The sequence below is a fragment of the Cupriavidus sp. PB-02 genome, assembly GCF_058252315.1.
The window spans coordinates 357,499-381,778 of sequence record NZ_JBXPSX010000003.1 but is presented as its reverse complement, the minus strand read 5'-3'; the positions used below and the strand labels follow the sequence as shown (position 1 = coordinate 381,778).

General features: G+C 60.3%; 26 protein-coding genes and 3 pseudogenes. 13 read left to right on the top strand and 16 right to left on the bottom strand.

The features are described 5' to 3' along the window. Nucleotides 1-120: 120 nt before the first annotated feature. Nucleotides 121-510, bottom strand: coding sequence for a hypothetical protein (locus AC10V3_RS36125; protein ID WP_490924532.1), 390 nt, complete (start codon nucleotides 508-510; stop codon nucleotides 121-123). Between the two features lie 105 nt (nucleotides 511-615). Next, complete coding sequence (locus tag AC10V3_RS36120; protein WP_490924531.1) at nucleotides 616-891, bottom strand: Rieske (2Fe-2S) protein; 276 nt, start codon at nucleotides 889-891, stop codon at nucleotides 616-618. A gap of 400 nt (nucleotides 892-1,291) precedes the next feature. Between AC10V3_RS36120 and AC10V3_RS36115 the strand changes: the two genes are divergently transcribed. The 8 genes and pseudogenes from AC10V3_RS36115 to AC10V3_RS36080 form a co-directional block, all read left to right on the top strand. Beyond that, nucleotides 1,292-2,368, top strand: a complete 1,077-nt coding sequence (locus AC10V3_RS36115) for a PAS domain-containing sensor histidine kinase (protein ID WP_490924530.1) — start codon at nucleotides 1,292-1,294, stop codon at nucleotides 2,366-2,368. A 231-nt stretch (nucleotides 2,369-2,599) separates the two neighbouring features. Then, nucleotides 2,600-3,250: a hypothetical protein gene (locus AC10V3_RS36110; RefSeq protein ID WP_490924529.1), complete on the top strand. Its 651-nt coding sequence runs from the start codon at nucleotides 2,600-2,602 to the stop codon at nucleotides 3,248-3,250. A gap of 174 nt (nucleotides 3,251-3,424) precedes the next feature. Beyond that, nucleotides 3,425-3,880 (top strand): DUF2231 domain-containing protein, encoded by a 456-nt coding sequence (locus tag AC10V3_RS36105; RefSeq protein ID WP_490924528.1) that lies wholly within the window; start codon nucleotides 3,425-3,427, stop codon nucleotides 3,878-3,880. 99 nt (nucleotides 3,881-3,979) lie between these two features. Then, nucleotides 3,980-5,524, top strand: a complete 1,545-nt coding sequence (locus AC10V3_RS36100; RefSeq protein WP_490924527.1) for an FAD-dependent oxidoreductase — start codon at nucleotides 3,980-3,982, stop codon at nucleotides 5,522-5,524. Nucleotides 5,525-5,580: 56 nt separating this feature from the next. Further along, nucleotides 5,581-5,808: pseudogene (locus tag AC10V3_RS36095) on the top strand (hypervirulence associated TUDOR domain-containing protein). A gap of 190 nt (nucleotides 5,809-5,998) precedes the next feature. Further along, entirely contained in the window at nucleotides 5,999-6,655 is a 657-nt protein-coding gene (locus AC10V3_RS36090) for a hypothetical protein (RefSeq protein WP_490924526.1), read from the top strand. A gap of 116 nt (nucleotides 6,656-6,771) precedes the next feature. Continuing rightward, nucleotides 6,772-7,077, top strand: a complete 306-nt coding sequence (locus tag AC10V3_RS36085; RefSeq protein WP_490924525.1) for a hypothetical protein — start codon at nucleotides 6,772-6,774, stop codon at nucleotides 7,075-7,077. Between the two features lie 16 nt (nucleotides 7,078-7,093). After that, a pseudogene (locus tag AC10V3_RS36080) lies at nucleotides 7,094-7,201 on the top strand (hypothetical protein); the annotation flags it as partial. A 212-nt stretch (nucleotides 7,202-7,413) separates the two neighbouring features. On the opposite strand, the gene AC10V3_RS36075 reads toward AC10V3_RS36080, so the two are convergent. Beyond that, nucleotides 7,414-7,575 (bottom strand): succinate dehydrogenase, cytochrome b556 subunit, encoded by a 162-nt coding sequence (locus tag AC10V3_RS36075; protein WP_490924666.1) that lies wholly within the window; start codon nucleotides 7,573-7,575, stop codon nucleotides 7,414-7,416. 96 nt (nucleotides 7,576-7,671) lie between these two features. Here AC10V3_RS36075 and AC10V3_RS36070 point away from each other — a divergent pair, with 96 nt between their 5' ends. Then, entirely contained in the window at nucleotides 7,672-8,292 is a 621-nt protein-coding gene (locus AC10V3_RS36070; protein ID WP_490924524.1) for a uracil-DNA glycosylase family protein, read from the top strand. Nucleotides 8,293-8,311: 19 nt separating this feature from the next. Here AC10V3_RS36070 and AC10V3_RS36065 read toward each other — a convergent pair whose 3' ends face one another. The 7 genes from AC10V3_RS36065 to AC10V3_RS36035 form a co-directional block, all read right to left on the bottom strand. Continuing rightward, entirely contained in the window at nucleotides 8,312-8,752 is a 441-nt protein-coding gene (locus AC10V3_RS36065) for an acyl-CoA dehydrogenase domain-containing protein (protein WP_490924523.1), read from the bottom strand. 338 nt (nucleotides 8,753-9,090) lie between these two features. After that, nucleotides 9,091-9,552, bottom strand: a complete 462-nt coding sequence (locus AC10V3_RS36060) for a PAS domain-containing protein (protein ID WP_490924522.1) — start codon at nucleotides 9,550-9,552, stop codon at nucleotides 9,091-9,093. 294 nt (nucleotides 9,553-9,846) lie between these two features. Then, the gene (locus AC10V3_RS36055; RefSeq protein WP_490924521.1) at nucleotides 9,847-10,629 is read right to left on the bottom strand and encodes a 3-hydroxybutyrate dehydrogenase; all 783 of its coding nucleotides are present in this window, start codon (nucleotides 10,627-10,629) and stop codon (nucleotides 9,847-9,849) included. A 63-nt stretch (nucleotides 10,630-10,692) separates the two neighbouring features. After that, nucleotides 10,693-11,856 carry a patatin-like phospholipase family protein gene (locus AC10V3_RS36050; RefSeq protein WP_490924520.1) on the bottom strand — a complete coding sequence of 388 codons (1,164 nt, stop codon included), beginning with the start codon at nucleotides 11,854-11,856 and terminating at the stop codon, nucleotides 10,693-10,695. A gap of 312 nt (nucleotides 11,857-12,168) precedes the next feature. Further along, on the bottom strand, nucleotides 12,169-12,891 hold the full coding sequence (locus AC10V3_RS36045; RefSeq protein ID WP_490924519.1) for a response regulator: 723 nt from the start codon (nucleotides 12,889-12,891) through the stop codon (nucleotides 12,169-12,171). Continuing rightward, nucleotides 12,807-13,025, bottom strand: a complete 219-nt coding sequence (locus tag AC10V3_RS36040; RefSeq protein ID WP_490924518.1) for an ATP-binding protein — start codon at nucleotides 13,023-13,025, stop codon at nucleotides 12,807-12,809. The genes AC10V3_RS36045 and AC10V3_RS36040 overlap by 85 nt, the downstream gene beginning before the upstream one ends. A 232-nt stretch (nucleotides 13,026-13,257) precedes the next feature. Continuing rightward, complete coding sequence (locus AC10V3_RS36035; protein WP_490924517.1) at nucleotides 13,258-13,524, bottom strand: Rrf2 family transcriptional regulator; 267 nt, start codon at nucleotides 13,522-13,524, stop codon at nucleotides 13,258-13,260. Between the two features lie 964 nt (nucleotides 13,525-14,488). Here AC10V3_RS36035 and AC10V3_RS36030 point away from each other — a divergent pair. After that, nucleotides 14,489-16,294, top strand: a complete 1,806-nt coding sequence (locus AC10V3_RS36030; RefSeq protein WP_490924516.1) for a PHA/PHB synthase family protein — start codon at nucleotides 14,489-14,491, stop codon at nucleotides 16,292-16,294. A 409-nt stretch (nucleotides 16,295-16,703) separates the two neighbouring features. Here the strand turns inward: AC10V3_RS36030 and AC10V3_RS36025 are convergent, their stop codons facing one another. The 5 genes from AC10V3_RS36025 to AC10V3_RS36005 form a co-directional block, all read right to left on the bottom strand. Then, nucleotides 16,704-17,891, bottom strand: a complete 1,188-nt coding sequence (locus AC10V3_RS36025; protein ID WP_490924515.1) for a patatin-like phospholipase family protein — start codon at nucleotides 17,889-17,891, stop codon at nucleotides 16,704-16,706. 246 nt (nucleotides 17,892-18,137) lie between these two features. Next, the gene (locus AC10V3_RS36020) at nucleotides 18,138-18,662 is read right to left on the bottom strand and encodes a hypothetical protein (protein WP_490924514.1); all 525 of its coding nucleotides are present in this window, start codon (nucleotides 18,660-18,662) and stop codon (nucleotides 18,138-18,140) included. A 1,166-nt stretch (nucleotides 18,663-19,828) separates the two neighbouring features. Next, entirely contained in the window at nucleotides 19,829-20,266 is a 438-nt protein-coding gene (locus tag AC10V3_RS36015) for a MarR family winged helix-turn-helix transcriptional regulator (RefSeq protein WP_490924513.1), read from the bottom strand. A 379-nt stretch (nucleotides 20,267-20,645) separates the two neighbouring features. After that, nucleotides 20,646-20,975 carry a PDZ domain-containing protein gene (locus tag AC10V3_RS36010; RefSeq protein WP_490924665.1) on the bottom strand — a complete coding sequence of 110 codons (330 nt, stop codon included), beginning with the start codon at nucleotides 20,973-20,975 and terminating at the stop codon, nucleotides 20,646-20,648. Nucleotides 20,976-20,982: 7 nt separating this feature from the next. Then, on the bottom strand, nucleotides 20,983-21,327 hold the full coding sequence (locus AC10V3_RS36005; RefSeq protein WP_490924664.1) for a trypsin-like peptidase domain-containing protein: 345 nt from the start codon (nucleotides 21,325-21,327) through the stop codon (nucleotides 20,983-20,985). 330 nt (nucleotides 21,328-21,657) lie between these two features. On the opposite strand from AC10V3_RS36005, the gene AC10V3_RS36000 reads away from it, so the two are divergent. The 3 genes from AC10V3_RS36000 (at nucleotide 21,658) to AC10V3_RS35990 (ending at nucleotide 23,035) form a co-directional block, all read left to right on the top strand. Then, complete coding sequence (locus AC10V3_RS36000) at nucleotides 21,658-21,948, top strand: hypothetical protein (protein WP_490924512.1); 291 nt, start codon at nucleotides 21,658-21,660, stop codon at nucleotides 21,946-21,948. 372 nt (nucleotides 21,949-22,320) lie between these two features. Continuing rightward, the gene (locus AC10V3_RS35995; protein ID WP_490924511.1) at nucleotides 22,321-22,566 is read left to right on the top strand and encodes a hypothetical protein; all 246 of its coding nucleotides are present in this window, start codon (nucleotides 22,321-22,323) and stop codon (nucleotides 22,564-22,566) included. Nucleotides 22,567-22,756: 190 nt separating this feature from the next. Beyond that, the gene (locus tag AC10V3_RS35990) at nucleotides 22,757-23,035 is read left to right on the top strand and encodes a DUF1840 family protein (RefSeq protein ID WP_490924510.1); all 279 of its coding nucleotides are present in this window, start codon (nucleotides 22,757-22,759) and stop codon (nucleotides 23,033-23,035) included. A gap of 177 nt (nucleotides 23,036-23,212) precedes the next feature. Here AC10V3_RS35990 and petA read toward each other — a convergent pair. After that, nucleotides 23,213-23,866: pseudogene (gene petA, locus AC10V3_RS35985) on the bottom strand (ubiquinol-cytochrome c reductase iron-sulfur subunit). Nucleotides 23,867-24,280 lie beyond the last annotated feature (414 nt).

The following is a 24,280-nucleotide window of genomic DNA, read 5'->3' as shown; positions in this document are numbered from 1 at the left end:
ATGGTGCCGGGTTGTCATGCAGCTAAACACGAACGCGTGGCGTGCGTTTGTAGCGTGGGCAGTGTGGTACGCGGCCATAGGCGGTGGCGTTCGCCGTCGAGAACAGGAAGGCTACAGCCATCACCAGCGCGCCGATACCGGCACACAGCCAGCCTGCGCATTTCGCACGCCAAGACAACGCCAGTACCGCGCAGACAAGGAGCATCGGGCCAAGGTTGCCGGTAAAGTCGAAATATACGAGCAGAGGATCACGCTGGCAATGCGTGAGCCAAACGCGTTGCGAAACTTGCATAGTGCCAGCTCGACCGCGGCATCAGACGTGAAGTCGGCCTCCAACACCGGGAAGTCGGCGCCTTCTGACTTAAGGTCGAGCCCGACGATCCGATAGTCGAGACAGAGACCTCGCCGAGCAAACGGTTTAGCAACATCCACCAGCGACGCATCGGCGCTGATCGTCGCCAGTCGCGAACGCGCAACCGCTTCGATGCCGCTGACAAGCTTCATATTCATACTTTGTGCTCCTGCGGTGCAAGGTAGGCGCCAAGCGGCTCGTGGCTCGGCGCGATCCGAGCTGCGGCGCAATTGTCTGCAGAATTCCGAATGCGGAGACTCGTCTTAGGTCTCGACAAGCAGATCCTCACCCGCCACTGGCACCAGCCGGGAGCGCACCGGACGCTGGGCGGGGCCCCGAAGGACGGCGCCGGAGGTCACGTCGAATTGGCTGCCGTGGCCCGCACACGTCACCGCCGTGCGATCCAGCTTGCCTGTCGCGAGCGAGCACCCCGCGTGCGTACAGGTGTCATCGAATGCATGCAGATGCCCGCAGGCATTCGCCACGTTCACCTTGCTTTCCCTAACACAAAGACGTGCATCTCTTCCCCGCGACCACATCCTTCGCGTTACCAACTCGTATCATCATGGCTCTCACCGCCGAATTACCCCGGAATCGCGGGGCTCGCGGCTTCATTGCCGGGTTGTGCGGCTAAACCTTGCGGAGCTGCGTTTCAAATCGCTTCAAGCACTCGATCAGCTTCTGCATTTGAGTGCCTGACTGGGGCAGCTTGAGGAATCCGTTGTGAGGCTTTGGCTGAAGCGTTGCAGCGTCCCGACAGAGATTACGCTACGCTTGGATAGAAGAGAATGGAATACAAAAACCTCGATAGCGTGTGTCAAGCTTTCTTGACACTCCTCGAGGTGATCATCGAGGCCGCCCAGCGAGAATACAATGTAGGGAATCATTGGCAGTCGTCCCAGACCACGGAGCGGAGCTGTTGGTGCAAGGAGGCCCAGAATGTCCACGAATGTTGCAGTCAGCGAAAGGGTCGCGCTCGACCTGCATGATTTGTACGAGAACGCGCCCTGTGGGTATCACAGCGTCGGTTCCGACAGGACTATCCTACGGATGAACCAGACGGAACTGGCGTGGCTTGGATTCACGCAGCAGGAACTCGTCGGCAGGAGAAAGTTCACCGAACTCATTTCCACGCGTTTCCACAACGAGTACAAACGCGCGATTGAAGCGCTAATTGTCAGACGAGAAGTTTCTGAGATCGAGATCGAGCTGGTCCGGAAGGACGGGTCGATGTTTGACGCATTCCTGCGGATTGCGGCTGTGCGAGATAGTGAGGAGAGGTTTCTACACACACGCGCCACCGTGCTCGATATTACGGCGCGCAAACGTGCTGACGCCGAAGCAAGGCATCACGCCGAACAGTTGCAGGCAATCTCGCGCCGCGTCGTCGAGATCCAGGAAACCGAACGGCGCAACCTCGCGGCAGAATTGCACGATCGTCTCGGCCAGGATCTGGCTGCCATCAACCTTAATCTGCATCTCATCAAGGATCAACTGTCGGCGAGCTCGCGGACCAAAGTGGGCCCGCGACTGGACGATTCCATCGCGCTGGTGGACCGCTCGGTGGAAGTGGTGCGGGACGTGGCCGGCACGCTGCGCCCGTTGGCGCTCGACGATTACGGGCTGGCGGTCACTCTTCAATCGTACGGCGAGCAGTTCGCGGCGCGCACCGGCATCCGCGTCATTGTCACAGCGAAGGCCTCGGTTCCGCGCCTGCCGCAAGACGCGGAAATGGCCTTGTTCCGGATCAGCCAGGAGGCACTCACCAATGTGCTGAAGCACGCCAAGGCGACCGCGGTGCATTTGACACTTGTGGTCGATGCGGACAGCGTCGCGTTGACCATCGCGGACGACGGCTGCGGGTTTGATCCGCAATCCCGGCTTCGCCATGCCAGCCAAGGATTGGGGTTGCTGATCATGCAGGAACGTTTGTGCGCGGTGGCAGGATCTCTGCGGATCGAGTCGCAGCCCAGCGCCGGTACGCGGGTGCTGGCGAGAGTCAGGAGAGTGTCATGACGATCAGGGTGCTGCTGGCCGACGATCATTCGGTGCTGCGGGACGGCCTGGCGGCGTTGCTCGCGGCCTAAGAGGGCATGACGGTACGACGGACCTGCGCACGGGCGAGCTGATAGTCTTGGATCGAAGCGATCTGGGTCGTGCGGACCAGGCTTCAAGAAGTCTGCCGGGACTCATGGAACCTGTCCGCAGCAACGGCCGAATTTGCATTGATGGCAACCTCAACTCGCCGTGGCGCGACGGCTCGGCGCTCGAAGCGTCATTGGCGTCGACGTCACATTTTCGCCAGACCAGGCTGACCTAGACGATCTATTCGACGCGCTGTTTCAGGGGTTTTCGATCCTGACACGCCGGCTCGCACTCGTCGACCGTGTGGAGGCCGATATGATGATCGAGCCGCCGATACCCGTGCACAACGAAATGTCCGCGGCGACGCTCAGGACGCTGATGTATGTCGGTGAGCAGGCTGCGCTCGCTGCTATGCCGCCATCTCGAGGCTTTTCGCTCAAACCGGGTAGGTGCGAGCACGAGCCAGAGGAGAACCGCCACGACGTCGTTGAGTGTCTCATCACCCAGAAGGCTGAGCGGAGAGCAACCCTCCGGCTGACCCACCCCTGGCCGCGGAAACCGATTTCCAGAACATCGATGTCCAAGTTTCGTGAAGCGCGCGTTCATGCCAAATGCCGTATCCGGCATCGGAAATCCGGGGCGCGGGCAAAAGACGTGAGCGACCGGTCGAAGAAATATTCACACAGCATGTCATTCGCCTGCGCAAACGCCGTCAATTTCGTAATATTTCGGCTCGATCGCGATCGACAATCATCACCACCATATGGGCCAGACCTCGCCGGGGCGGTTCGAGTCAAGAATGCCTTACCTTAGCTGTCGAGGTTTTCCTATTCCTTTCTCATTGACCAATGCTTATCGTCCAAGACGAGGCGTTGCCACGGGCTGAACACAAGGAAACGAAGTAACACTGCGAAAGAGCCAGCGATGCCAAGCTGGACTATCGCAGAGGAAAATAGGCACTTCCTGGCAATCAATAGAGGATAACAAATGCGAACTCCCGCGAGCAACTTTGGGCACCACATCCATCCCATGTTGGTCGCCTTTCCGCTCGGCCTTTGGATATTTTCCTTGGCCTGCGATTTGATACGTCTTGCCGGCCCTCTGGCGACGCGTGGTCCACCGTCGCGTTTTACAGCATGGTTGGCGGCTTCATCGGCGCTCATCTGCGCGGCCGTACCAGGATTCATCGACTTGGTCTTTCACAAGTGGGACGCTCCGTCAGTCAAACAGATAGCACTAATCCACATTGCGATAAATCTCACCGTCGTCGCGCTGTACGCGATCAATATCTGGCTGCCCGCCACCGGTCCCAGCGGTAAAAGTACAAGCATGAGCATTCCCGTTGTGCTTTCGATTGTCGCCGTAGGGCTCCTCTTTGTATCGGGCTGGCTTGGCGGCAAGATGGTCCACGTTCACGGCGTAGGCGCCGAGGCGCGGGAGTAATGGCGCGCTGCAGTGCCAGCCTCCCATAGCCCGGTTCCGTGCAATGCCGCAACGCGCTTTAGATCAGATGTTCAACCCCATCGATGTCAGGAAGATCGTATGAACGAAGCAACGAACAGTCTCAGCGGACCTGATCTCGCCAAGGGCGTGGCGCTCGCGAAAGTCGCCGACGGCGCCATGCTGCTCGGCCACGCGCACGGCGAACCGGTATTGCTCAGGCGGCGCGGCGACGAGGTGTTCGCGATCGGCGCCTTTTGCACGCATTATGGCGCGCCATTAGCAGACGGGCTGCTGGTCGACGATACGGTCCGTTGTCCCTGGCATCATGCCTGCTTCAGTCTGCGTACGGGCGAGGCGCTCCGCGCCCCGGCGATGGACCCGATCTCCTGCTGGCGCGTCGAGCAGCGGGATGGCATCGTGTATGTTCGCGACAAGCTCGCGCGCGCAGAACAGAAACCACCTGCACCGGTGGCCGGCACACCGCAATCGGTGGTTATCGTGGGCGGAGGCGCCGCAGGCAACGCCGCCGCCGAGACGCTCCGACGCGAGGGTTACGTCGGCCGCATCACGATGCTGAGCGCCGATGCCTCGGGGCCGTGTGATCGCCCCAACCTTTCGAAGGGCTACCTCGCTGGCACAGCGCTCGCGGAGTCGAATCCGCTGCGCCCGCCCGCGTTCTACGTGGAGCATGCCATCGACCTGAAGCTGGATGCGTCCGTCGCCACGCTCGACACCAAAAACCGGTTCGTTCAGCTCGTTGACGGCAGTCGCCATGTCTATGATGTGCTGCTGCTTGCGACCGGGGCGGAGCCGGTCCGCCTTGATATCCCCGGGGCGACGCTGCGGCATGTGCATTATCTACGCACGCTGGCTGACAGCCGCGCTCTGGTCGCCAAGGCCCTCACTTCACAGCGAGCGGTGGTGATCGGTGCGAGCTTCATCGGCCTCGAGGTTGCGGCGTCGCTACGCGCACGCAATGTCGGCGTGCATGTGGTCGCCCCGGAGAGAGTTCCCATGGCGAAAATCCTGGGAGCAGACGTTGGAACGTTCATTCGCGGGCTCCACGAGCGCCACGGTGTAACGTTCCATCTCGGCACCACAGTCGCTTCCATAGAAAAGCAAAGCGTCTGTTTGAAGAACGGCGAGATCCTGCAAGCCGATCTCGTCGTCGTCGGCGTCGGCGTGCGGCCGGCGATCGCATTGGCGGAACAGGCGGGCCTCGCCATCGATCGCGGCATTACGGTGAACGAGTACCTGGAGACGAGCGTTCCGGGCATCTTCGCGGCCGGCGACATCGCGCGCTGGCCGGATGCGCTCACCGGGGATCGCATTCGCGTCGAACACTGGGTGGTGGCGGAACGCCAAGGACAGACTGCCGCGCGCAACATACTGGGACGGCGCGAGCGTTTTGACGCCGTACCGTTCTTCTGGACCGAGCAGTACGATTTCGGCCTCGCTTACGTGGGTTACGCCGAGCGCTGGGACCAAGCCGAGATCAACGGACAGCTCGACACCGAGACGCGAGACTGCACGATCACGTATCGCCGCGGTGGCAAGAAGCTGGCAGTGGCTGTCGTTCACCGCGATCTCGAAGGCCTGCGCACGGAGGTGGAATTCGAGAGGATGATCACTGCGGCAGGGTGATTAAGGTCGCATTGCATCGAGATGCCCAAGCCGCAATTACCAAAGGCACCCCCATCATGGCCCCGAAATTCAAAGTTGGCGATTACGTGACCTAGAACTCCGAGGCCGGCCGGGTCAGCGGCAAGATCATCAAGGTTCGTGCGAAAGACACCGATTACAAGGGATACACGCCTCACGCGAGCCCGGAAGATCCACACTATGAGATCAAGAGCGACAAGACCGACCACATCGCGATGGACAAAGGCGCGGTGCTGAAGAAGATACGGAGGCTCCGGCGCACATGAGCAACAGAAGATCGCCTGGTCGGTTATTGGCAGCAAATGCGCACCTGACAATTGCGTCAATGTTTACGCGGCTGGCGGGGGCGCCTTGGGCATCGTCGCTTGCGGCGTGCGTGGGTCTTCTGCAACGGGCGGGTCCGACTCCGCATATGCCCAAGCGAGAACTGCCACATGGGGATTCGCAGCGGACGTATTGGCCGTTCTTCTCGCAGCCATCGAGGTGCACTTCGACTGGGCCACGCCGATTGAGATCAACGTATCCATCGTCTCTGCTTCGAGCTCAACCTTCTTATCGTTTAGCAGCCGGCGCTGCTCGTGTATCGCATTGACGGCGACTATTCTGGCGTGGAGCAAGCAAGCCATAATTAGCAACGTCATCGCAGAAAGTCCGCAGGTAAGTATCCGCGAGGCTGTCGGCTGGTCGGCCCAAACGCCTGCGGCGACGCCGAAGATCCTCGCGCTGACAGGGTTTGCCCGAGCCGGTGCCACGCGTCGCGTTCAAATCCGAAGGCCGGCTGCTGTCGCCGGTCCCGCGCAACTGGCACGTGGCTGGGCGAAGCGACTGCAGGGTCGGCTCGCCGTCTCCATCTTGATCACCGGCGGCGGCGCGCCCACCGAATTGCCGCAGGCGCGCAACTACCCTATCTATTCGGGCAAGCTCGAGCGCATCGGTGTCCGGAGCAGGCGATCGGCTGGACGTATCAGGTCGATCTTGATCGTTGCAAGGATCATCGCCGATGCGTCGCCGCGTGCGGTGCGAACCGAACCGCACTTTCTCATGCACCAGCCGCCACAAGGTTACTGGCGACCCGGTCGCGATGCGTCCGCGCAAGCCGACGCGGTGACCTGAGATTTCCGCGGCTGTCGGTGATTTCGCGAAGCCGAAGTACTTCAACTACAAAGCGCCCATCTGTGCACACAGCCGCTCGCAGCAGCCCGCGAGGCAAGGGGCTGCCCTCGCACGTAATGCCGATCGAGTTGCACCACATGGCCGCCGCCGGCGTCGACCTCTGGCTCGGCGCGCTCGCGTATGACGCGAGCGCGATTGCAGTTCTGGCGACCGGCGTTGAAGCACCGCAGTACCAAGAGTCCATTGCTCAGCAGATGAGCTATGCCGAAGCGATTGTGGAGGCACTAGGCTATCAGGGACGACACTTGCATCTCCTCCGCGCCGCCGACGTTGCGGCACTCGAGTCGCTCGTCTGGACGCTCCAGCCCGCACTGGCGGTGCGCGCTCCCGGCCGGCTCACCTTTCGGCGCCCTCGCCGTTAATCGCGACGCCTTCACCATGTGCCTGGCTTGCGTCGGAGCGTGTCCGGAAGGGGCGCTCCTCGACACCGTGGAGACTCCGCAGCTGCGCTTCATCGAGGCCAAGTGCGTGCAATGCGGTATTTGCGCGGCGACATGTCCAGAGCAATCGATCACGCTCGCGCCGCGCCTATCGCTTAGGCCCGAGGCCAGGCAGCCGCGTGATCCAGGCACGCCAAGCCGGATAGGAATCCGGTGGATCGACAATGGAATGGGCCAGAAAAAGCACGATGAACAAGAGCATGCAAACGGCGGGAACTCGCTGTGCCAGCCACGCACGCAATCCTGCTATAGTTCGCCTTACAGCAACGCTCCGGCGGCCAGCACGGCCACGCCAATTCCACCGAGGTTTACGATCCAGGCGCTGCGGCGGGTGGCCGTCAGCTGCGAGCCGATGTCGATGTCGCTCAACAGATGACGAACTCCAGCGAACAGATGGTGCGCCAGCGCCCAGGTGTGCACGATCGCCAAGTCGTATTGCAATGGCGCCGATACCGCAGCTTCTGGTACCGGTTCGCTTCGGCACTCCGCTGTACAGCAGTAATGAGAGAGGTAGAGATGAGCGATAACGCACCTGGGTCCGAAACTACTTATCGCACATTGAAATCGTTGCTGGCGGCGGTGCGTGGCTGCCGAGCGTGCGAAACCCATCTTCCCCTCGGTCCGCGTCCCGTCGTAAGTGCGACCGCAACCGCTCGGGTGCTCATTGTTGGGCAGGCACCCGGGCTTCGCGTGCATTCTTCGGGTATTCCTTGGGATGATCCGAGCGGCGAGCGTCTGCGCAGCTGGATGGGAGTGGACAAGGATGTCTTTTACGATGAATCCCGTATCGCAATTATCCCGATGGGCTACTGTTATCCCGGCCGAGGCAAAAGCGGTGATATGCCGCCACGTCGCGAGTGCGCGGAACTTTGGCTCGACCACTTACTGGCCAAGCTTCCGCGAATTGAATTGACCTTGCTCATCGGCCAGCATGCACAGCGCCACTATCTTGGCAACCGACGCAAATCGTCACTAGCAGATACAACCAAGGCGTGGCGGGAATACGCGCCGCGATACATCCCGATGCCACATCCGTCGCCGCGCAATACTCCGTGGTTCCAACGCAATTCCTGGTTTGAACAGCAACTCCTGCCGGAACTACGCACGCGGATCGGAGCGCTTCTTGCTTCTGGGTGATCACTGCTTCATTGACAACCTAGCTTGCCCCCGGCGATATTTGAACATGATGCTGGCATGGACGAATCCGCCCATTCGGTGCTCCGTCAGGGCTTCCCGAAGTAGACGAAACCCCCGAGGATGCGACGACGAAGAAGAAGCCGGTTCCCGTTGGTTCTACATCTACCCGGTGATGCAAGTCGCCAACATGCTCACGTTCCGTGCGCATCTCGTACCGGTGGGCGAGGACCAGGTGCCTCTTCTCCCGCCGTTTCAGCGATCCGCCGAGCGCTCCCATCGCGGTGTCGGAGACGATCGCGAATGCGGCCGAGAAACGCGAGAGGTGCTGAAAGTAACGCGCGGCGCATTCGGTGCGCGGCATACCTGCCAGGCGGCTGCCCCTTACTGAGAGTTCCAGCTTTGTCATCGAGAGCACCATACCGGAGCACACAGAATTAATGACATAGTTGGCGTGGTTCATGCCGGTCGGCATGCTCGAACGCAATCCCACGCTTAAGGCAGAAATGGAGGCGCTCGATTTCGGGACGCCTGGCCGATGGCTCGCCTACCTTTACCTTTACCTTTACCTCGCCTCCGCCGCCCTCCAGCGCTATCACGACGAACCCAAGACGGCGGGTGTGGCGGTCATCGGGCCTGAGTTAGCGTCGGGGGATTCGCCGATTGTGCGGCGTCGACAACTCAATTGCACGATCGCGGAGACCACCGGCTGCGCTGAGGCAACGCCGAGGCGTTCGAGACGGTGGTCGTTGATTGATCCGCAAGGCCTTGGCAAGCTTCGACGATCGAGGCACGAATCTATCAGGATCGCGATTTTTCCTTTTCCTCCAACTCCGCGACGCGCGCCCGCAGTGCTCGCTCCGAAAGATAGCGCGCTGTGCAATCGCGACCTACTGCCAACGCGCCTGTCACGACGCCAGCTCTGTCCTTCACCAAACCGAAGCTCAGGTCCACATACAATTTGCTCCTATTCTTGTGAACCGACCGGGTGGTCATCACACGGGTTCCGTATTTCGTCTGACCCGCGTCGATCGCTCGGCGAAAGCCCTCCCAATGGGCAGCACGGAGCCGCTCCGGAATGATTACATCGAGGCTCTCGCCAAGAACCTCGGCAGCAGCAAATCCGAAGACAGTCTCGGCGCCGCGATTCCAGACCCGGATTGTTCCGTCGCGGTCGGCAAAGATGATGGCATCGGGGGCCTGGTCAACGATCGCCTGAGACAGGCTCGATTCTGCATGGTCGAACTCGTTTGACGGTTGCATTCTCAGTCTCTCTTCCGTCCGCTTACAAGCACAGTGAGGCAATTCTGATTTCCAAAAGGCTCTTGGCGCGACTGAACGCAGTCAGATCAGGTACCGTAAATTTGCCCCGCAATGACAGGAGCTGGGCGTTCTATGCAGTCCGTTATTGGCCGGTCTTGTCGCGGGCGCGAGTCGACGGCAAAGCAGGGTGGATTCGCTTCATTCAGTTGTTTCGGATCGCCAGCCCGAGCCTTGGGGGGCTCGCCGAGCTACCTGGATGCGCCATTAAAGTTTCGCTAAGAGCCTTTCTTGGCGCTACTGCATGAACCACCCGTGGCTTACCACGAGTGACTGACCGGTAAGTGCATTCGTCGGGAACGCCGCGAAGAGAAGCGCCACTTCGGCAACATCGTCGACGGTAGTGAACTCCCCGTCGACCGTGTCCTTAAGCAGGATTTTCTTAACGACGTCGTCCTCGGAGACTCCAAGCGCTTTCGCCTGCTCAGGGATCTGCTTCTCTACGAGCGGCGTGCGCACAAAGCCGGGACAGATCACGTTCGCGCGAACGCCATGCGCGGCGCCTTCTTTCGAGACGACCTTCGCCAACCCGATCAGACCGTGCTTCGCGGTCACATACGGTGCCTTGAGAAGCGACGCTTCTTTCGAGTGTACCGAGCCCATGTAAATGATGCTCCCGCCGCGCTTCGCGCCATACATGTGCTTCAGGCACGCCTTTGTGGTAAGGAAAGCGCCGTCGAGGTGTATCGCGAGCAGCTTCCGCCATTGCTCAAACTCCAATTGCTCGACCGGCTTGACGATTTGGATGCCGGCATTGGATACCAGGATGTCGACCGCCCCGAGTTCCTCGACGGTCTTTGCAACGGCCCTTTCGACCTGTGCTTCGCTCGTCACATCGACGGCGACAGCAATAGCAGTGCCGCCGTTTGCAGTGATATCGTGCGCCGCTGCAAGAGCACCGGTCTCGTTGAGGTCGGCAATGGCGATGCTGGCGCCTTCGCGGGCGTAGACTTCGGCAATGCGTCGGCCGATGCCGCTCGCCGCGCCAGTGACGAATGCTACTTTTCCTTTGAGTTTCATATCGAGCTCCTTGTTCGTTGTGATTCGAAGCGCGTGATCGGCGCCCCAGGGAGGGCGCCTAGGTCAGCGATTCGCCGTTCGCAATTCGTGCTCGGCTCCTGTCCGCTTCTCGGGCAGGTGAACGTCGTAGACTCGCACCCCGAGTTCGGGGCTCGAGTCAACAAACCAGTCGCGATGCTCATTGATGCGCATAACATCTGCGTAGCCGGTGCGCCAGCGCTCCTCAATGGAGGCGCGCGAGAACTCATAATCTATCGATACCCGCTCCGCCGCATTGCCGTGGTAGATCAAATGCACGATGTCTATCGTGGGAGTGCTGCAAAGCTTCCGAAGCTGCCGGACAACGGCATCGTCCTGAAGCTTCGCGGGCAGCTTCGCCACGAGTCGGTCGATTTCCTGCGTGAGCTGCTTCGAGGTGACCTCCGAATCGGTGTTATAGCGGGTACGGCTTGATAACACGATTTCCTTATGCCGCTTCATGACGCCCAAGAGGTCTGAAGGCACGGCGCCCCGGGCGCTGAATAGATCGACCTGGAATACCAGTGTGTTCGCACGAGGCTTGTCGTCAAGCACATATTGCAGCGGCGTATTGCTGACGATACCGCCGTCCCAGTACAGCACGCCGTCGATCTCGACTGGGGGAAGCCAGGGTGGCAGCGCACTGCTTGCGAGCACATGTTCAGGGCGAATGGTATGCCGCGAATTGTCAAAATACATGGAGTTCCCGGTGGCGACGTTGACCGCCCCCACGGAGAAGCGCATTTCGCGCGCGTTGATACGGTCGAAGTCAACCAGCCGCTCTAGGGTTGCGCGCAACGGGCTCGCGTCGTAGACGGAGAGCACATCTGCTAGCCCCGCCATCGAAAGCTCCAGCGACGTGTGGGGTGTGAACAGGCCAGGCACGCCGTAGAACACCGCGCGAACGGCGCTGGCGCGGTTGAAATCGCCGCGCAAAGCCTCGAATGGTGGCGGTGGGATCTCGCCAAGCCCCGAGGAAGCTAGCTCCCAGAAATCGTGGAGCCGCTCAATGCGCCGCGCCGGCGGGTTGCCCGCGATCAGGGCGGCGTTGATCGCTCCAATGGAGACGCCAGCGACCCAGTTGGGCGGGTAGCGGAGTTCGACAAGCGCCTCGTAAGCGCCCGCCTGATAGGCGCCGAGCGCTCCGCCACCTTGTAGGACGAGAGCGATGCGCTCGCAACGCGTATCACGAAATAGTTCGTTCTTCATTTTCCACTCTCAAAGCTCAAGTAGGAGCATGCTGATCTTTGGTGAACCACATCCACCGTTTCGTCTTGACAACTCCGCCCTCTGGGCTAAAGACACGTGCGTACTGGTTGAACCGGCGACCACGGCGATGATTATTTCCGGCACTGAGCAGATTCGTTCGCCTGCTTGAGGTACGCGATCAGATCGGTGCGCTGCTTACTATCCGTCTGAGAATGGATCTGGCTTTGACACTACACGAGCATGTAGGAGCGCGGAATAGGCAAATCTCGACAGCACGAGTCAGGCATTCTTGACTCGATGCCCCGCAATTCGTCAAGGAGGCGTCAATCCGCAGGCGATCGCGAACTTGACCAGGCCGGCGAGGTTGTCGATGCCGAGCTTCTGCATGAGGCGGCTTCGGTAGGTGTCGACGGTCTTGGGCGACAGAAACAGCGCCTGGGCGATGTCGGCCGTGCTCTTGCCTTCGGCGACCAGTTGCAGAATCTGGCGCTCGCGGTTGCTCAGCGTGCCGAGCGGGTCGGTCGAGTGATGCTCGCGGATGTAGTCGTCGACCACCGTTTCGGTGATCTTCTGGCTCAGATAGCGCCGGCCGCCGTGCACGCTCCTGATCGCCGCCACCAGCTCGACGCCTGCCGACTCCTTGAGCAGATAGCCTTTGGCCCCCGCCTGCAGGGCCCGGAAGATGTGCTCAATGGTCGAATACATGGACAGGATCACCACTTGCGTCTGCGGCGATGACCGCTGCAGCAGACGCGTGGCTTCGATCCCGTCCAGCTCCGGCATGACGATGTCCATGATCGCCACGTCAGGCTTGAGCTCGGTCACCTTGCGCACCGCTTCCCGGCCATCTTGCGCATGCGCCACCACCGTCATGCCCTCTTGGGCCGCGAGCAACGCCGCCAGGCCGTCCCGCAGCACTGAATGATCGTCGGCCAGCAGCACCCTGATCGTCATGACACTCTCCTGACTCTCGCCAGCACCCGCGTACCGGCGCTGGGCTGCGACTCGATCCGCAGAAATCTTGCCACCGCCCACAAACGTTCCTGCATGATCAGCAACCCCAATCCGTGGCTGGCATGGCGAAGCCGGGATTGCCGATCAAACCCGCTGCCGTCGTCCGCGCTGGTCAACGCGACGCTGTCCGCATCGACCGCAAGTGTCAAATGCACCGCGGTCGCCTTGGCGCGCGTGTTGCACCCGCCTATTGCGTTCCCTCTAGCTCACCATCGCGCCGTTAGCCTATAGTCGCGATCGTCTTCTCAAACTCGACCTCCAACGCAGTCCCTCCAGATCCCGGTGCACGATGGCCACTGCCAGCTGCTTGCCACCGCGCCGATAGGTGACCGGACAGGGCGACTGGCCCACCGCGCCGCGCTAGTACCTGCTTGCCAAGCGGTTGCATCAGACTAGCTTGTAGGGCGAGTAACTCGCGCGAGGTATTTGCCTCCAAGGCTTGATTTGCTGCGGTGCCATACCAAACGTGACACCGCCGGATCGCCCTCGTACGGCTTTGAGAAATCCGAGTTGGCCCAGGTGCGCCACAATCTTTGTCAGATCATTCTTGGGGATACTGAAGGCTTCTCGCTGGCCCGTCACCAATTCATCCGGGTGCACCGCAACATAGCGAAGCACGCACAGGCTGTAGTCAGTGCACTCGGTCAGTCTCATCTGCATCTCCGCTGGCGTAGTTCTCGCGTCTGTGAGTCTTCGTCTGCAAGACACGATTGCCAATCTCATCGGCACAGCATAACATGCATCTAGAATACCTTTTTTTCTGTGGTGTTTCATAGCTAATTTCATAGTGTCTATTTCGGTGTTGCCACTGACTTTCGGTGGGCATCGCAAGCCGGGACCGATCTTTGATGCCTCATTCCTGCTGGCCGTCGCAGAAATGGGTACGGCGGAAGCGATGGATTGTCCTTTTAGTCTTCCGCGCTGGAGAATCGAGTACTGGTTCGCCAAGATGCCTCTTGCTTGTATCGGACTCTATGTCGCGCGGCCGGGTCGGTCATTGTCTCGTTCCGCGAACAGCACTCGCGTGGGGGATTCTGGCAGACAGGCCTGGCGACCGCGTGCCAGAGGTCCACGCCGAGTGGAAGCTCAGCCTTCTCGCGCACGGTCGTCTCGACTGTCGCTTCAATTGGTTGTATGGCGTCCAAGCTGTTCCGGAGTTGGCGCGGCGGCTGCCGCACGAGCCGAGGCCGCTCGAGATAACCGGACGATACGGCGATGCGCACGCTGAACCACGCCGGACACCTTCTTCACTCGACTGACCGAGCACCGCATTGTCGGTGCCATCAAACCACCCCGTCGCCGTCCGAGACACCACGAGACGGCGATCGAGCAGACTGGCATCCGAGCCATCCGGCGCAGACACGGGAAGCCGCGGAGCTTCGGTGCCAAGCGGAATGCGTAAGTGGCGCGCCTTGCTGCCCCCTGGGCCGGCACGCCTGCCTCCGAAGCGCGTGCCGAACCCGTGGTGGCGTTGGTTCAGCGGGCATTGATGCGAGGTCCTATGGTGGGCCACATCGGATCGTGGCTGCATGTCACCGTAGCCATCGTCGCACTGATGGCCGACCTAGCTCTCCAATGCTGACATGCGTGACAGTCATAACCCTGTTGGGGAATTGCGATGACCGAGACTGCGTTAGCACCTTCCGACTACCCGACATCGGTGGCGATTGCCGCCGATTTCTCCACTGGCCACGATTGTCCGCAGGCACCTGCCGACGGGGCGTCCAGCGCGCCAGCCGAGCGCGTCGATCGACTCCTGCACGCGGCGCTGGCGCAGATCACACGCGGTGTCTCGCCTGCCGCGTTGGGATTAGCGTGGCTGGACTGGGCGTGGCATCTGGCCAGTTCACCTGGCAAGCAGGTGGCGCTGGCCCAGCAAATGCTGCAACCATGGCGAGACCGTTCTCCCGACTTGCCTACCCCTCGCATTGAAAATAGTGACCCGCGATTTGCCGGTCCGGACTGGGAGCGGTGGCCGTATGACCTGCTGCGTGATGGGTTTCTGCACGCAGAGGCCTTCTGGCAAGCCGCCACCACCGGTTTGTGCGGCGTTTCTCCACACCATGAGCAGGTAGTCAGCTTCGCAGCTCGGCAATGGACGGACTCGCTCTCGCCGAGCAACTGTTGGTGGCTGAACCCTGAGGTGCTGCGGGTGACGATAGAGACGGGCGGACGAAACTTTCTCGCCGGCGGCGCCCACTGGCTGGAGCATCAGCGAGAGATCTGGTCTGGATACGTCCCCGGCACTTCGCGCCGGCGTTGCGCCCCGTCATGTGTTGGCAAGCATGTAGCAATCACGCCCGGCAAGGTGGTCTATCGCAATGCACTGATGGAATTGCTCCAGTACACGCCGCAAACGCCGGCGGTCTGGCAGGAGCCGGTGCTGGTCGTGCCCTCCTGGATCCTGAAGTATTACGTCCTGGACCTGTCGCCACACAACTCGCTCGTGCGTTATCTGGTGGAACGTGGGCACACTGTCTTCATGATCTCCTGGAAGAACCCACGTGAGGAGGCACGCGACCTAGGCCTGAACGACTACCTTGAGTCTGGTCTGTTTGACGCGCTCGCGCAGGTGCGTCATATTGCCGGCCCGAGCCCGGTCCATGCCGCCGGCTATTGCCTTGGCGGCACGTTGCTGGCAATTGGTGCCGCCGCGCTCGAGCGGGGCGCCGGGCGAGAGCCAGCCCCGCTCCAATCGGTCACGCTGTTCGCGGCGCAGACCGATTTCAGCGAGCCGGGCGAACTTGGCCTGTTCATCGATGCGAGCGAACTTGGCTATCTCGACGCCTTGATGTGGGAACAAGGCTATCTGGATGGCGCACAGATGGCCGGCGCCTTTCAGTTGCTGCATTCGCGCGATCTGGTCTGGTCTCGACTGATGCGCGAGTATTTACTCGGCGAGCACCCTGAGACAACCGATCTGATGGCGTGGAACGCCGATATGACGCGCCTGCCCTATCGCATGCATAGCGAGAATCTGCATCGGCTCTTCTTGCGTAACGATCTGGCCGAGGGCCGGTACTGCGTCCAAGGCCGGCCGGTCGCACTGGCCGATCTCAAGTTGCCCATGTTTGTGGTCGGGACCGAAAGCGACCACGTGTCGCCCTGGCGTTCCGTCTACAAGATTCACCTGCTGACCAGCACCGAAATCAGCTTCCTGCTCACCTCGGGCGGGCACAATGCAGGCATCATCTCGGAGCCAAGCCATGCCGGGCGACACTATCGATTCGGCAAACGGCCAAAAGACGATTCGTATCTGAGTCCGAACGCCTGGCTCGCCAGCAAACCTGCATGTGAAGGATCGTGGTGGCCGCAGTGGCAACAGTGGCTCGCCGACCATTCCAGCATAAAGACAGCGCCACCGGCCTTGGGTGCTGGTACCATCCTGGCCGACGCCCCCGGATCATATGTACTCGCGCCCTGAGCGCGCCCCCGGTCCCTGGCACCCACTCGCCCCTTGCGACCGGAGCGATCGCGCGATGCGGTGGCGCACCCGAATCGGGTGCCCCCGGATATCACTGACTGCGTTCGCAGCGTTTCGGAGACGTGCTCACAGCAAGTGCCGGCCGCCATTGATGGCAATCCCCGTCCAGGTGCCCCACCGGTACGCATTCATAGCAGTCGGTACCTGTCAGAAAGAACAATCATCCCGCTTGCGGATACAGAGGGGAACAGCCCAGCGCACCATCAAGATCAATTGGAATGCCGGCTATATCGCATCACTTCAGATGCGGCGAGCCACGTAAGCGCGACATGCGGCCCTCGATAGCCCAATCCCTTTGATCGGACAGCGCCCCGATATGCGCTGAACTGCGTTAGCCTTTGAGCGGTCTTTATCCCGCCCGCGTCGGGGAACTTGTCAGGCCAATGCTGCCGTCCCGATTGCGTGCGAACTCGTGGATCACGATGCCGGTATTGGGGGGCAAGGGCTTAAGCCAGGCTTTGTGGCTGAGGGCAGCGCGCATGTCTTCGTAGCCATTCCGCCAGCGCCGCTCGATCGTCTGGGCGGAGAAATCGATATCGCTTGTCGGCAGCGGCTGGTCATCGGCCGGCGCGACTAGATGAACGATGTTGATCGTGATCCCTGTGCCTTGCGCGATCAGACGCTGGATCTCCGCGTCTTCCTTGACCGCTGGCGGCAGGCGTTCGGCGAGCGCGCGCACCGCGTGGCGCAGATCATGAATAGTCTTGTGGGTCTTGATCCAGCGCTTGGAGCGGCTGGCGTACTGAATGTCTTTGAGACGCGCGACGGCCTCCAAGATCGTGCTGGGGAGCGTGCCGGCGGTGTTCCACAGGTCGACCGCGAAGCAAACCTTGGCTGGGTACGTGGTGTCGTCGACGACATATTCGAGTGGCGTGTTCGAATACACGCCGCCATCCCAAAATTCGGCACTCTCGACTGGCACTGCTGGGAAGCCAGGGGGCAAGGCGCCGCTCGCCATGATGTGCTCTGCAGTCAGCGCCTGTGCGGCACTGTCAAAATAGCGCAGTTCGCCGCTCGCCACGTCAACAGCGCCGATGCTGAGGCGCGTAGACTTGCTTCGGCGCAGGAGTTCGAAGTCGACCAGGCGCACGAGCGTGCTGCGCAGCGGCGCAGTGTCATAGAAACCGACGCTCCTCTGGTCCCAATTCAACGTCAATGGGATGTTCCATGGAGCCTTGCGGGTGAAAAAACCTGGCACGCCTGCTACGAGACTGCTCGTCATGCTCCAGACTGAGGCGATCGTTTGCAGGGATGGCGGGAGGGGCGGTGCAAAATCGGTAACGCCGTGCCAGAATGCGCGCAGTTGCGCCAGGCGGCGCTCCGGCGGATTGCCTGCTATCAGTGCACCATTGATGGCGCCAATTGACGTGCCAACGATCCAATCGGGCGGCACCCCGGCTTCCTCCATCGCCTGGAAAGTGCCAGCCTGATAGGCGCCGCGGGCGCCACCGCCTTGCAGGACAAGGACGTGAAGCGGAGATGGGATTTCGCCAGAGGCGGGGAACTTGGCGCCCGCGGCGGAGATTATGTTATCCATGTACTCCAATTAAAAGATGATTATCACGACCCTAGCCACTGATCCTCGGACAGTCGCGACGCTCGGGGCAGTCAGCTTTGAGACCTTGAAGACCGAATCTAATGACTTGAGTTCGGTCTTGTGCTGCGCTGCGAGACGCATCATGCAGATCATGTAGGCGTTCTCCCTGCACCCGTAGATGCAGTTCTACCTGCCGTGATCCGCTTCCAGCAATTCTCCGAAGTAGCAGCGCACGCAAAAGGCACATCACCTCTTCGGTGACGTCGCGCTACGGCCGCCCACCTTCCCTTCAAGTTTCATGTAGGTATCGGCAACCACCAACCCGAACACAAGGTGTGTGACGAGGCTAGCTGCACCGCGCGCTTCACCGAACCACGGAAAAACCCGAGTCATGCCATAGAAGTCAAACCAATACACCAAGAGGCCGAAAATGGCCCCCGCAAGCGACGCCATCCCGATACTCGAGTCAAATCTGAACGACGCCATGACCCCCGCCAGGATGAGAGCGAATAGGATGGACAGCGCAAAGTGAACCACCGCTGCCACCACGATGATTCCCAGGGAAAAGGTGGTCGCTTGTGTTGCCACTCCATGCCCCATGACAATGGCCGCCGTCTCGCGCAGCGGCGCCCATGGGCTAGCCCCCATCACCCACGTCGCCGACACTTCCAGTAGCAGGAAGATCACCCCAGCGGCGAGCCCCGCGATGACGGCAGCACGCCAGTCTGGCGTGCGGCGCGTGAAGTGGTGTGAATGCATGTGCAGTTCCATAGCGTCCTCCAACAGTCAGTGTGGCCTCGCGGCAACGAATTCCAGCAAGCGTGATGGGATGTCCGTCGAAACCATCCTGTACAAACGGTTTCAGCCAGCGAACCCGGGACAGCACAACTATTTCCGCCCAAAGCTTGCTCCTTCTTCACATTCGAATTTATATCATGCTGTGACATATTCAAGCTGAGATCACCACGCATCGGCCCAGCGCGATGATGAAGGTCGCTTGGCGTAGCATGCGTGGGGTTCGTCGTAAGCCGCACCCTTTCATGGTGATGGAGGCGATCAAGGCCGATCCCCTGGTTTCTGCCCCTGCGTTCTCAATGTCATTGTCCGTAGCCTGACGATGGGGGCCGTACCGGTCCGATCCTTAGATCTACCACAGAAAGAATTCACGGACGTGGCCGCTTGGCGACACCCTAACCGAACGATGTTCTGTCTGCCCCGCCTAGGTTGCGGCGACCCTATAGTGCCCTTCCGTTAGTGAGACCAACAGGAACGGGCCGCGCGCGCTGGTCTCGAGCACGGTCTTCCCGTGCGCATTGATGATCTTGACTGCCCCCCGCAAGGTACTCGATCCGTAGATGGGTCTCGAGTACCAGCGGGTTGTTTGTAGTGCTTCCTCAGCGACTCACCTCCTCTTATCTACTTTCTTGGCGCAATAGTGGCGTTGATTATTGCGCGATCAGCCTCGACTCAAGCTTTCGATTGAACTCACTTTTTGGGAGGCCTATTCGCGATTGTGTTGTACTTCGGACCTCTACGGGACGACCAACGCCTTCCGTTGGTTTGCGGAGACTCGCGGCGGAGTAACTTTCGCACTACATCTTGTGTTTCGCCTGGTAGTCGCGGATACATATTTCGAACTGGAGTCGAAGGCGGCATCTTGGGGTCGCTCAGGCGCCGTAGGATAGCGCCGCACGACGCTATGTGCGCTGACTGCGAGCGCGACTGGTCGGCCCATGCCTACCCGATCTGAGCCAAAATGCTGCCGCTGATCGCGTAAACTACCCTGCTCGCCAGAATCCCCGCCTCGGGCGGGCTGATGCCACCAGGTAACCCATCATGCTGGGTATTTACCACCCCGTGTCTCCCCCGCGATTATTGCTTCTGTTTATCAGCGGGTATGTCATGAGCTGACCTATTCGTAGGCCGCACTCCAGAATTCACTGATCCTTGCGAAGCGGGGTTTTCGACAACGCTGAGACATTGAAGATCGCCCGGAGGGTTTTCAATTCTGCCTTGTGCAGTGTCGCAAGACGCACCAGACAACGCTCCCCGCGCTGGCGGAGGTGAACTTCCACGCGGCGATGATCAAGAGCGTTTTGCTGACGGCTTACCAACCCGGCTTCCTCACAGCGAGAAACCAATGCGACGACACCGTTTGGCGCTGCCTGAAGACGTGCCGCCAACTCGCCGATCGTCGCCCAGTCGCGCCCCGGAAAGCCTTTGATGTGCAAGAGCAGCAGGTATTGCAGTGGCGTGATTCCTTCGGCTCTTATTACCTCCTCGGAGAACCGCAGGAATCGATGCAGCTGGTGACGAAATTCCGACAACTCCTCGAAACTTCGTTTTGTTACAGCGCGAGAGTTTGCTGAAGTCATGGTATGAACGGATGCTTCGCGTGTGGATATGTCTCACCTAGTTTATGCACTCGCAGTGAGGAATTGCAGGTCGGGCTGCTGCCTCCACCGCAGACACCTTGTCAGAAGCTCACGGCAAAGATGGGCTTGCCGCCCGAAGCTTGGACAAGGCCCGTCGACGAGCCAGGCAAGGGGCAACGATAGAACGCGGCCTGGCAAGCACAGCGCTTAAACGACGTGCTTTCCGGCGTCGACGACCAGTTCATGAAACTGTTACAACGACTTGACAGGCATGCCATTGAGCGACAGGAGGACACCTCCCGCTTGAATGCCGCCCTGAGCCGCCGCTCCGTTGGTATCTTGCACGATCAGTCCCCATGCGAGACCACGGGCACCACACTCAGCCTCGTTGAGCCGGCGCCGCACTAGGCCGAGGCGGCCCCCGTAGCGCCCTCGTCCTGAGAGCGGCCGTGGACGGGTCGTCGAAGCTATCCGTCTTGATTGACACCGTCTGCGGCTTCCGATCCCTTACCACATGGAGCAGCGCTTCCGCGCCTGGCTTGAGACCGGCGCCATATTCTGCCAGTTCTGCCGACCGCTCAATCTCTCTGTTTTCGATATGCGTAACGACATCGCCAGGCTTGAGCCCGGCGGTCGGGGCCGGCGTGCCAGGCTCAACGGTATCGATCAGTGCTCCGGCAACTCGGGGCAATCCGAAAGCTGCCGCCATGCCCTGATCAACATCCTGTATGCCGACTCCAAGTCTGCCCCTGATGATGCGGCGGTGCGCCAGCAGTTGCGCTTCCACCTTGGTCGCCACATTGATTGGGATGACGAAGGAAGGAGGACCCCGGTACCCGCCCGTTCCCGTTAATGCCAGCCACTTCACCATCTCGGTCGAATAAGGGCCCGCCGGAATTTCTGGGATTGACTGCGACATCGGTTTGTATGAAGGGAACGAAGTTGTCCTCCGGCAACGATAGAGCAGTGGCGCTGACAAGACCTGCGGTGGCGCTATTCTCGAAACCATAGGGAGCCAAGCGCCAAGAAGGGCTCGCCTGCGAGTACGCGGGACGAATCACCAACCTTCACGGTCGGCTGATTGCTCGCTTCGATGCGGATCACCGCCACGTCGCTTCGCCGGCCCATACCCAAGACTTTGGCTCTGAACTAACGCGGGTCAGTGAGCTTCACCGTGACCTCGCGAGCGTTGTCGACGACGTGAGCATTTGTCAGCACGCCCTCGTTCTGGTTCGCGATAAATCCCGAGCCTACGCCCCGTATCACATGCGGCAGATCCGATCCGACCAAGGCGGCCATTCTGTACAGGCAGATTGCCCGGAAGGATTTAAGCCTATTTTAAGTTTCCCCCTCTACGCTGAGGGAGGATGGTTCGTTGCCGGAGAACTAGAATGCCAGCAAGCGAGCCGCTGGCTCGCCACAGTCAAGGTTTGTCGCTCGGCAAGCGCCTTGCGCTGCCACTGTCGCGACAGTACCGGCTCTACCTCTTACTCCGGGAGCGCCTCGACATCAGAGTTTTCAAAGAAGGAGTGCGTAATGTTGCCGCAAATCTCGCCGCCGCCCGCTATACACGAGTCGCGTCGTACCAAACCTGGCCAAATGGTGCCAGCTTCCCAGCAGCGGCGGAGGCTGTGCCCTTGCACGGCTTAAGCTCACTGGCATCGCAAGAATCCATTGCGTAGAAGTATCTCCTGGCACCATTCGGTGCGAACTAAGCCCGGATAATCCGACTCCAAGGGACACCGTATCCTTACACCCGCATATGTCACAGTGCGATGTACTGAGTCTTAGAAGAGCTGGAGCCAGGTGGCGACCTAAACTGTATCGCCATGCAAAGGGCGCGTCTTCGCGTGCATGACGAAGGCGCGACTCTCAAACAGCCTTCTCAGGACTGCAGGGAGAACCGTCAGGCCTTGGCACTGCGCCACATAGATACTTTCACGAGACCTTTGTGCACGCGGACCGCGACGATGCGTTATTAGATATACGGGCCGATCATCTGATGACTGGTCACGCTTCCCTGCAACGCAGGGTTACCTTTCAAGGAGAGCATCATGAAACATGCCCCTCTGTTTCTCGCGGCGCTGCTTCCGCTTTCGATGGCAGCATCGGCCTTCGCCGCCGATGCTGCCACTAAGCCTGCACCAGCTCCCTCCGTGCCCCTCGCATCTGCAACGCATGATCACGCAGCCAAGTCCTCGAAGCATGGAAGGCATCACCATGCCAAAGCTATCAGCAAGAGCACTGCTGCAGCGTCATCCATCAAGGCATCCATGAGCGCACCCACTGTCAAACACTAGTCCACAACTAACCCCGCACGGCGGGCTCAGACCGTGATGTGACGCTTCCGTATATAGACTGGTCCGCCGTGCTCGACGTTTAGAAACTGCGCCATCTGCCTGCTTAGGTTGGCTTTGATTAACAGCGAGAACGTCTGGAGGATTTCTTATGCTTGTCACTCTTCACTGCCGGGCCACGCAGGACATCACCATGCTTCGCGATCAAGCACAGTATCTGCTTGGCATTGTCGGAAAGCGAATTGGCATACGCGGCGTGATTGGCTACGACGAATTGCCCGAAGCCATCCGCAAGCTTGAGACGGCCATCCTGATCGATGGATGGGCTGAAAAGAGAGGTGGCAATGCCACCGGCCTAGCGTCGCGGACAAACGGGCATGCGCCTGGTGTCCTCGCACAGCGCGCCTACCCCCTCTTGGATATGATGCGTGAGGCGCGCCGCCGGCATGCGGACATCCTTTGGGGAGTCTGACCGGCCCTGGCGTATTTTTCCGGGACGACCAATGTGCACACACTTGGCACCATTGGGCGAGGCCGGCCCGTGCCCGATCTGAAAACCGGCACGACATCATGCATGCAGGGCAAGTCCATGATGCGAAATTTCTCTATGGAAGGTGTAAAGGCGAGCATGCCGGCTGCCCCAAGCGAATCAGGCTTCTCCGCGCTTGTCCCGCCGATCACCAGTAAGGTCGGCGATGCGAACATGTACCGCGGCACACCCAGGTTCTGCGGTGCGGGCTTGTTCCTGAATACGCGGCCAGCCAGATTGTAGGTGGAACCGTGGCACGGACAGAAGAAGCCTCCGGGCCAATTGTCTGGCAAATTGGCTTGAGCCCCGGGCTGAAAGCGCGCGACACGGGTGCAGCCCAAATGGGTGCAGATGCCCCCCACCACCACCACCACCACCACCACCACCACCACCACCACCACCAGCAGATTCTGATGCTCCTTGCGTGAGCGGTAGTGGTTCCGGCAATAGGTGGGCAAGGCCATCGAGAATGGGCGCCTGCCGCCGGTGTCCGCCACTAAAGGATTGGCTTTTACCACCTCGGCCAGCATGAGACTGGTGCGGTTGACAATGAACACTGGCATGCCGCGCTAGGCAACCGTCATCATCTCTCCGGCACGAAGACTCTCAATGTTCGCCGTGACCGCCCCCTTCAGCACGTGCAAGTGCTGATGGTTCAATGTACTCCACAAAGGAAATGGCGGTGGCAATGCATCCGATGCCACCCTTGACCGAAATCGCGATCAGCCAGCGCCGGCGGCTGGCGTCGATGGTTGGGTTCGGCTTGCTGCTCATCTGAACACCCGCTGTCCGAGCTGCCAGTAGCTCAGATTCCAGGAAGTTTGACCGTGCGACGCCGAAATTGGTTCAGCGCGCATATTAGCCTTGCATATGTCACATCATGATATAAATTCAAAATATAAACACGGGACTCCGCGTGGAGCGAAACTTGGTCGATACAGGCACGCAATCATCGGGCTGATGCTGCATGGCTGGGCCGAGACCGCCGCGCTGCCGTCACGCTTGCCGGACACGGTGCAGCCGGGGCTGCACCCGCGCTTCGGAGGCATACGCGGCGCAACGGGTCTGGTCAAACACCGGGTGTTGGGACCGGTGGTTGCGGATACCCGCATGAAACACGAGGCGAAGGCAGGCGGGTCGTGACGCGACATCCCAATGAGGTGACAAAGTCTGGCTGAGCGTTGGTTC